Origin of the sequence: Xanthomonas sp. SHU 199 (genome assembly GCF_000364665.1) — a bacterium.
Lineage (GTDB): Bacteria > Pseudomonadota > Gammaproteobacteria > Xanthomonadales > Xanthomonadaceae > Xanthomonas_A > Xanthomonas_A sontii.
This window is the reverse complement of the sequence record NZ_AQOI01000108.1, coordinates 1-8,558: the sequence shown is the minus strand read 5'-3', so window position 1 is coordinate 8,558 and position 8,558 is coordinate 1. Positions and strand designations below refer to the sequence as shown.

Annotated in this window: 7 protein-coding genes; 4 read left to right on the top strand and 3 right to left on the bottom strand. The window is 69.1% G+C overall.

Features of this window, described 5'->3' with window-relative positions; translation table 11 throughout:
* On the bottom strand, nt 1-831 hold an 831-nt coding region (gene coxB / locus D183_RS0105125; protein WP_039726191.1), incomplete at its 3' end, for a cytochrome c oxidase subunit II.
* A gap of 20 nt (nt 832-851) precedes the next feature.
* Nucleotides 852-1,328, bottom strand: a complete 477-nt coding sequence (locus tag D183_RS0105120; protein WP_019796200.1) for a DUF2244 domain-containing protein — start codon at nt 1,326-1,328, stop codon at nt 852-854.
* Between the two features lie 263 nt (nt 1,329-1,591).
* On the opposite strand from D183_RS0105120, the gene putA reads away from it, so the two are divergent.
* Complete coding sequence (putA, locus tag D183_RS0105115; protein ID WP_039726190.1) at nt 1,592-4,786, top strand: bifunctional proline dehydrogenase/L-glutamate gamma-semialdehyde dehydrogenase PutA; 3,195 nt, start codon at nt 1,592-1,594, stop codon at nt 4,784-4,786.
* A 140-nt stretch (nt 4,787-4,926) separates the two neighbouring features.
* Here putA and D183_RS0105110 read toward each other — a convergent pair whose 3' ends face one another.
* Nucleotides 4,927-6,267: an outer membrane protein transport protein gene (locus D183_RS0105110; protein WP_017908050.1), complete on the bottom strand. Its 1,341-nt coding sequence runs from the start codon at nt 6,265-6,267 to the stop codon at nt 4,927-4,929.
* 245 nt (nt 6,268-6,512) lie between these two features.
* Between D183_RS0105110 and D183_RS0105105 the strand changes: the two genes are divergently transcribed.
* Genes D183_RS0105105 through D183_RS0105095 form a run of 3 tightly spaced genes read left to right on the top strand, consistent with a single transcriptional unit; the run spans nt 6,513 to nt 8,552 of the window.
* Entirely contained in the window at nt 6,513-7,205 is a 693-nt protein-coding gene (locus tag D183_RS0105105) for a rhomboid family intramembrane serine protease (protein ID WP_017908049.1), read from the top strand.
* A 35-nt stretch (nt 7,206-7,240) separates the two neighbouring features.
* Nucleotides 7,241-7,561 carry a DUF1820 family protein gene (locus tag D183_RS0105100; RefSeq protein WP_017908048.1) on the top strand — a complete coding sequence of 107 codons (321 nt, stop codon included), beginning with the start codon at nt 7,241-7,243 and terminating at the stop codon, nt 7,559-7,561.
* A gap of 4 nt (nt 7,562-7,565) precedes the next feature.
* Nucleotides 7,566-8,552, top strand: a complete 987-nt coding sequence (locus D183_RS0105095; RefSeq protein ID WP_017908047.1) for a D-2-hydroxyacid dehydrogenase family protein — start codon at nt 7,566-7,568, stop codon at nt 8,550-8,552.
* Nucleotides 8,553-8,558 lie beyond the last annotated feature (6 nt).

Genomic DNA, 8,558 nt, shown 5'->3' with positions numbered 1-8,558 from the left:
GGCGGGCGCCGGCTTGCGCGATGCCAGCCACTTCTGGAAGTCCTGCTTGCTCACCGCCTCGACCACGATCGGCATGAAGCCGTGGTCCTTGCCGCACAGTTCGGCGCACTGGCCGCGGTACACGCCAGGGGTGTCGATGCTGGTCCAGGCCTCGTTGATGATCCCGGGGATGGCATCCTGCTTCCAGCCCAGCGCCGGCACCCACCAGGCGTGGATGACGTCGTCGGCGGTGATGACGAAGCGCACCTTGGTGTTCACCGGCAGCACCAGCCGGTTGTCCACGTCCAGCAGGTAGTGCGGGTCGTGCTCGGCCGTCGGCACCGCGCCGCTCTGCCGCAGGCGGTCGGAACTGCGCGCCAGGCGGCTGGTGAACGACACGTTCTCGCCCAGGTATTCGTAGCGCCACATCCACTGGTAGCCGGTGACCTTCACCGTCATCTCGGCATCGCGGGTGTCGTACATCGCGATCAGCTTGGCGGTGGCCGGCCACGCCATCACGATCAGGATCAGCACCGGGATCACCGTCCACACGATCTCGGCCTTGGTGTTGTGGCTGAACTGCGCCGGCACCGCGCCCTTGGACTTGCGGAACTTGAAGATCGCATAGGCCATCGCGCCGAACACCAGCACGCCGATGACCACGCACACCCACAACGCGACCATGTGCGCGTCGTAGGCGTTGCGCGCGCTCTGGGTGACGCCCCTGCCCATGTTGAGCTGCCACGGCTTGGGATCGGCCGATTGCGCCCACGCCAGCGGTGCGGCCATCGCCGCCGCCAACGCCATCCCGCCCCTGACCGCCTGTTGCACCCACCCGCCGCGTTGCTTCATTGCCTAGACCCCTTGGAGCGTCATCGGTTGCGGCCGGTCACGGCCGCGAGCAAGCCTTCCAGGGTCTGCGCCAGTTGCCGGCGTTCGTCGGGGCCGAGGAATTCGCCGACCCGGACCTGCTTGCCGCTGGATGCCAGCACCACCCTGTCGTCGCCTTCGATCCGCAACCGCACCCAATGCGGGTGGGCGCGGAACGCCGGCGTTCCTGCATTCGGACGGGTCACTTCCACGCAGGCCGGACCCACCCGAATATCCTCTTCGCGCTCGCCGCCGCGCCACGACCAATGCAGCGCGAGCGCCACCACGATGCTGTGCAACAGGGCGAACGCAGGCGCGAACACATTGCCGGCGAGCCACCCCAGCCCAGCCACGGCCCACATCGCCCCGGCCAGTGCGACGAACAACAGAACGAATTGCCGGGCATTCAACGCCCGCGGCGGTCGCAGCCGCAGCTGCGTACCCGACCCCTCCGGAGAAAACGGAAACATTTCGATCATGTCGAACCGCCGCTTCCGAACCGCTCGTACTCGAGCCGCGAGCACGCCTGGATGGTAGCCCCCGGCCTGCGCGGCGGCAAGCGCGCGTTCACCACAAAAAATGCTGTAGCGCAACAAGATTTACGTTCAGCCTGGACGCGTCCGCCATCGTCGTGGCGATGCCGGCAACCCCCTGCGCGTGCAGGCGGTGACATAAAATAGCGGGCTCTGTCCCTGGCCTTTCCCGCATGAACGCTCTGCCTGGCGCCGGCTCTGTCCCGGCGATGCCGTCCGCGTCTCCTTCGCCCTTGCTGTCCCCCGAACTCCCGCCCGCGCCGCAGGCCCTGCGCGCGGCGATCACCGCCGCCTGGCTCAAGGACGAAGCCGAACACGTACGCGAACTGCTCGAGCAAGCGCGCCTGCCCGCGGCCGACCAGGCCAGGGTGCAGGCGCTGGCCGCCGACCTGGTCACCCGGGTGCGCGCCCGCGCCCAGGACCAGGGCGCGATCGAGGCCTTCATGCGCCAGTACGACCTCGGCAGCGAGGAAGGCGTGCTGCTGATGTGCGTGGCCGAAGCACTGCTGCGCATCCCCGACCAGGACACCGCCGACAAGCTGATCCGCGACAAGCTCGGCGATGCGGACTGGAAGAAGCACATGGGCGAGAGCGACTCGATCCTGGTCAATGCGTCGACCTGGGGCCTGATGCTCACCGGCAAGCTGGTGCAGATCAACGACCTCACCCGCGCCGACGTGTCCGGCGCGTTCAAGCGCCTGATCGGCCGCGTCGGCGAGCCGGTGATTCGTCTGGCGGTGCGCCAGGCGATGAAGATCATGGGCCATCAGTTCGTGATGGGCCGGACCATCGGCGAGGCGCTGACCCGCTCGAAGAAGGGCGACAACGCCCACTACCGCTACTCGTTCGACATGCTCGGCGAAGGCGCGCTGACCATGAAGGACGCGCAGCGCTACCTCGATGCCTACCGCCAGGCGATCCACGCCATCGGCAAGCATTTCGCCGCGCAGCGCCCGCAGGGCGGCGGCAAGGACGCGGTGTTCGCCGCGCCCAGCATCTCGATCAAGCTCTCGGCGCTGTATCCGCGCTACGAGCACGCCAAGCGCGCGCGGGTGATGGCCGAACTGGTGCCCGGCGTGCTGGAACTGGCGCAACTGGCCAAGTCCTACGGCATCGGCTACACGGTCGATGCCGAAGAAGCCGACCGCCTGGAACTGTCGCTGGACATCATCGAGGCCACCTTCTCCGATCCCTCGCTGGACGGCTGGGAAGGCTATGGCCTGGCGGTGCAGGCGTACCAGAAGCGCACCCCGTACACGATCGACTTCCTCGCCGACCTCGCGCGCCGCGTCGGCCGCCGCATCCCGGTGCGCCTGGTCAAGGGCGCCTACTGGGATGCGGAGATCAAGCGCGCGCAGGTCGAGGGCCACCCGGGCTATCCGGTGTTCACCCGCAAGCAGAACACCGACGTGTCCTACCTGGCCTGCGCCAAGCGCCTGTTCGCGCACAGCGATGCGCTGTATCCGATGTTCGCCACCCACAACGCGCAGACCATCGCCGCGGTGCGCGCCATCGCCGGCGGCCGCGACTACGAACACCAGAAGCTGCACGGCATGGGCGACGACCTCTACGCCGAAGTGATCCCCGCCGACCGCCTCGGCGTGCCCTGCCGCGTGTACGCGCCGGTGGGCTCGCACGAGGACCTGCTGCCTTACCTGGTGCGGCGCCTGCTGGAGAACGGCGCCAATTCCAGCTTCGTCAACCGCATCACCGACGAGGACGTGGCCATCGAAGACCTGATCCGCGATCCGGTCGAAGCCGTGTCCGCGTTCGCCTCCATCCCGCATCCGAAGATTCCGCTGCCGGTCGATCTGCTGCGCAGCCAGAACCACAACAGGAAGAACTCCATGGGCGCCAACCTCGCCAACGACAACGATCTGCGCGCGCTGGCCGACCAGCTCAACACCGCGCTCAAGCCCTGGCAGGCCGCGCCGCTGGTGCCCGGCGCGGTGATCGCCGGCGACACCCTGCCGGTCGCCAACCCGGCCGACCATCGCCAGATCGTCGGCCACTGGAAGCCGGCCGATGTCGCCACCGTGGAGAAGGCGCTGAGCAACGCCGCAGCCGCCTACCCGGCCTGGAACCGTACCCCGGCCGCCAGCCGCGCCACCATCCTCGAACACGCCGCCGACCTGCTGGAAGCGCGCATGCCCGAGTTCATGGCGCTGTGCGTCAAGGAAGCCGGCAAGACCCTGCCGGACGGCGTCGCCGAAGTGCGCGAGGCGGTGGATTTCCTGCGCTACTACGCCGGCCAGGCGCGCGCGCAGTTCGGTGCGCCCGAGCGCCTGCCCGGGCCGACCGGCGAATCCAACGAACTGCAGCTGCACGGCCGCGGCGTGTTCGTGTGCATCAGCCCGTGGAACTTCCCGCTGGCCATCTTCCTCGGCCAGGTCGCCGCGGCGCTGGCCGCCGGCAACAGCGTCATCGCCAAGCCGGCCGAGCAGACCAACCTGGTCGGCCATGCCGCGGTGAAGCTGCTGCACGAAGCCGGCGTGCCGGAGGCGGTGGTGCAGTTCCTGCCCGGCGACGGCGCCACCGTCGGCGCCGCGCTGACCCGCGATCCGCGCGTGGCCGGCGTCGCCTTCACCGGCTCCACCGACACCGCCCGCGCGATCAACCGCGCGCTGGCCGCGCGCGATGCCGCCATCGGCGTGCTGATCGCCGAGACCGGCGGCCAGAACGCCTTCATCGCCGACTCCTCGTCGCTGCCGGAAGCGGTGGTCAAGGACGCGATCTCCAGTGCCTTCATCTCCGCCGGCCAGCGCTGCTCGGCCGCACGCGTGCTGTTCGTGCAGGACGACATCGCCGACAAGGTGATGACCATGCTCGCCGGCGCCATGGCCGAGCTGAAGGTCGGCGACCCCGGCCTGCTGTCCACCGACGTCGGCCCGGTGATCGATGCCGACGCGCTGCAGATTCTCACCGACCACGCCGCACGCATGGACCGCGAGGCGCGCGCGATCGCCGTGGCAGCCACCGACGATGCCACCGCCCACGGCAGCTTCTTCGCCCCGCGTGCCTACGAACTGCAGTCGCTGGCGCAGTTGCAGCGCGAGATCTTCGGCCCGGTGCTGCACGTGATCCGCTGGAAGGCCGACCAGCTCGACGCGGTGATCGACCAGATCAACGCCACCGGCTACGGCCTGACCCTGGGCGTGCATTCGCGCATCGACGAGACCATCGAGCGCATCGCCTCGCGCGTGGCGGTGGGCAACGTCTACGTCAACCGCAACCAGATCGGCGCGGTGGTCGGCGTGCAGCCGTTCGGCGGCCAGGGCCTGTCCGGCACCGGCCCCAAGGCCGGCGGCCCGCACTACCTGCTGCGCTTCGCCACCGAGAAGGTGGTGACGGTCAACACCACCGCCGCCGGCGGCAACGCCTCGCTGCTGACCCTGGGCGACTGACCGGCCCGCTTCGGCGCAGCGTTCCGCCCGGAACCTGCGCCGCGCGCAGCCTGCCGCAGCGCGCGCCATGCGCCGCGGGCAGGCATAAAAAAAGCCCCGCCGAAGCGGGGCTTTTTCGTGGAACTGCGAAGCGCCTGCGATCAGAACTTGTAGTTGACCGAGGCCGCCAGCACGTTGCCGCTCACGTCGTAGTCGCCGACCAGGCGGTTGCCGGTGGCGCTGGTGGTGGCGATGCTCGGATCGTTGGTGAACAGGTGGGTGTAGCCGAAGCTGTACTCGGTCTGCTCGGACGGCTTCCAGGTCAGACCCAGCGAGACCCACTTGCGGCTCGCGTCCGGCACGCGCACGTCGCGGTGCTGGTCGGTGGTCGGGGTCTGGTCGTAGGCCAGGCCGCCACGCAGGGTCAGCGTGTCGCTCATGCGGTAGTCGGCGCCCAGCGACACGAAGGTGGTGTCTCGGTACGAGAAGTCCAGCACGCTGTCGGGCTGGTTGGAGGCGAAGTCGACGGTGACCTTGTCGAACTTGCTCCAGGCGGTGCGGGTGACGTCAGCCATCACCGTCCACTGCTCGTTGATGTCGTGGGTGAAGCTGGCGGTGGCGCTGGCCGGCAGCTTGACGGTGGCGCGGCCCTTGGTGTCGACGAAGGTCCCCGGCGCGGCGAAGGCCAGCACGGTGGCGGCGTTGCCCGGCACGGTGAAGTCGGCGTCGCCGTCGGTGATCTTGTGCTCGACCTGCGAGCGGTAGCTGAAGCCGATGTGGGTGTGCTCGTCGACGCTGAACAGGCCGCCCAGGGTGAAGCCGACCGCGGTGTTGTCGCCCTTGATGCGCGAGAAACCGTCGGCGCTGCCCGGCGCGAAGCCCGGCACGCGGCGCGAGGCCAGGACGGTGCCGAAGTCGATGGCGTTGGTCAGTTCGATGTTCAGGCGCTCGGCGAACACGGACGCGCCGAAGGACACGTACGGGTTGACGTCGTAGGAGAAGGCGAAGTTCAGGTCGATCGCCTGCAGTTCGGTCTTCACGCCGTTGTAGCGGCCGACCCAGTCGCGGTCGTATTCGGTCTTGAAGCCGAACGGCACGGTCAGCGAGGTGCCGAAGTGCATGTTGTTGTTTTCGCCGAACGGCATGTGGAAGTACGCGGCCGGAACCGGCGCGATCATGCCGGCGTCGCCGCCACGGCCGCCGGAGATCGGCTGGCCGTTGGCATAGGTGCCGCCGTTGCCCTGGTACTTGGCCGAGAACTGGATGGCGCTGACGTCGGCCTGGAACACCTTGCCGTCGAGCTGGCGCATGCCGGCCGGGTTCACGGCGATGATCGAGGCATCGCCGGGGGCGCTACCGGAGCCGGCGAAGGCGCGGCCCAGACCCTTGGCGCTGTTCTCCTTGAGCTGGAACGCGGCGCCGTGCGCCTGGCCCATGGCCAGCGCGCCGACGATGCCGACGGCCAGAGCGGTGAAACGGACGAACTGGGTTGCGTTTTGCATGGCTAGCTTTCTCCGGAAGACGAGTGTCTGTGTTCGCGCCTGCGCCTTCCCGGGCCGGACTGGTCCAGGAATGCGCGCCGGAGTCCCCTCCCGACATACGACGCCGTATGCGAGTATACCCCGCACCGTTAACTAAACAATAACGACATGATGCGTTCAGCTTCGTGTGGAGTCGGCGTGCGTTCAGCCGGATGAAGTCGTTATCGTGGCGTCCCTGGCGGTCTCCGGCTCCCCCCTTCCCTCGCATGTTCGTTTCCATCCCCTCCCGCGAACGCACCACGCTGCGCTGGGCCACGCCGTTGTTGTTCGCGGCGATGTGGCTGGCCTTCCTGTGGTCGATCAGCCGCCCCGACGAGGCGCGCGCGACCCTGTGGCTGGACTGGGGCGCGCTCTCGGCCGGGGTGGGCAGCCCGCGCGACTGGTTGGCCACGGTGCAGGACGGCAGCGTGCTGCGCCTGTTCACCGCCCTGTTCCTGCACGCCGACTGGTCGCACCTGCTCGGCAACCTGGTGTTCCTGCTGATCTTCGGCCTGCCCGCCGAGCGCGTGCTGGGGCCGTGGCGGTTCCTGCTGCTGTTCCTGGGCGGCGGGGCGATTTCCAACCTGGCCGCGGTGTTCGCGGTCGGCACCCCGGACCGGGTGATCATCGGCGCCAGCGGCGCGGTCTCGGCGCTGATCGGCACCTACCTGGCGCTGTTCCCGCGAGCCAAGCTCGGCGTGGTGCTGCCGCTGGGGCTGTTCCTGGAATTCGTGCGCGCCCCGGCCTCGCTGCTGATCGGCACCTGGGCGGCGCTGCAGGTGGTGTTCGCCTACATCGGCCCGGCCTTCGGCATGGTGGCGTGGTCGGCGCACCTGGCCGGCTTCGCCTTCGGCATGGTCTACGGGCTGTACGTGCGCGCGGCGATCGCGCGGCGGCTGCGCAAGCGCAAGGGCTTCTGAGCCGCCTGCGGCAATGGCGCCCGTATACTGCGCGCATGTTCAAGCATCTGTACAAAGTGACCTTCCTCAACCACGGCAAGGTCTACGAGCTGTATTGCCAGCACGTCGGCAGCAGCCACCTGTGGGGCTTCACCGAGATCGGCACGCTGGTGTTCGATGTGCACGACGGGCTGGTGATCGATCCCACCGAGGAACGCCTGCGCGAGGAGTTCGGCGACACCAAGACTCTGCATCTGCCGATGCAGAGCATCGTGCGCATCGAGGAAGTGGAGAAGAAGGGCCAATCGACGATCCGCGACGCGGCCACCGGCGAGAAGGTGGTCACGCCGTTCCCGATGCCCGGCAAGCCACGCTGAGCCGATGCGCATCCTGATCGCCGACGACTATCAGGATGCGGTGCGCCACCTGCCCTGCTTCGCGCGGCTGCAGGCGCACAACGTGCGGGTGCTGACCGCGCTGGCGCCCGAGCGCGAGACCTTCGTTCGCCACGCCGCCGAGGCCGAGGCGCTGGTGCTGATCCGCGAGCGCACCCGCATCGACGCCGCCCTGCTGGCGCGACTGCCGAAGCTGCGCCTGATCAGCCAGACCGGGCGTATCGGCGAGCACATCGACCTGGCCGCCTGCACCGCGCGCGGTGTGGCCGTGGCCGAAGGCGTCGGCGCGCCCGTGGCACCGGCGGAACTGACCTGGGCGCTGCTGATGGCGGCCAGCCGGCGCCTGCCCGCTTACCGCGATGCGCTGCGGGCCGGGCACTGGCAGGCCACCGGCGATGCGCAGTTGGGCCGCAGCCTGGACGGGCTGACCCTGGGCATCTGGAGTTACGGCAAGATCGGCCGCCGCGTCGCCGCCTACGGCCGCGCCTTCGGCATGCGCGTGCAGGTATGGGGGAGCGAGGACAGTTGTGCGCAGGCGCGCGCCGACGGCTTTGCGGTCGCCAGCAGCCGCGAGGCGCTGTTCGCCGAGAGCGATGTGCTCAGCCTGCATCGCCGCCTGGTCGCGGCCACCCGCCACCAGATCGGACTGGACGACCTGCTGCGGATGAAATCGGACGCGCTGCTGGTCAACACCAGCCGCGCCGAACTCATCGCGCCCGGCGCGCTGCTGGCCGCGCTGGACGCCGGCCGTCCTGGACAGGCGGCACTGGACGTGTTCGAGCAGGAACCGGTGCTGGATCCGCAGCATCCGCTGCTGCGGCATCCGCGGGTGCTGGCGACGCCGCACCTGGGCTACGTCGAACAGGGCAGCTACGACCTGTATTTCGGCACCGCCTTCGACAACGTGCTGGCCTTCGCCGCCGGCACGCCGCAGCGCCTGGCCAATCCCGAGGTCCTCACCGTCGCCGACTGAGCGGCT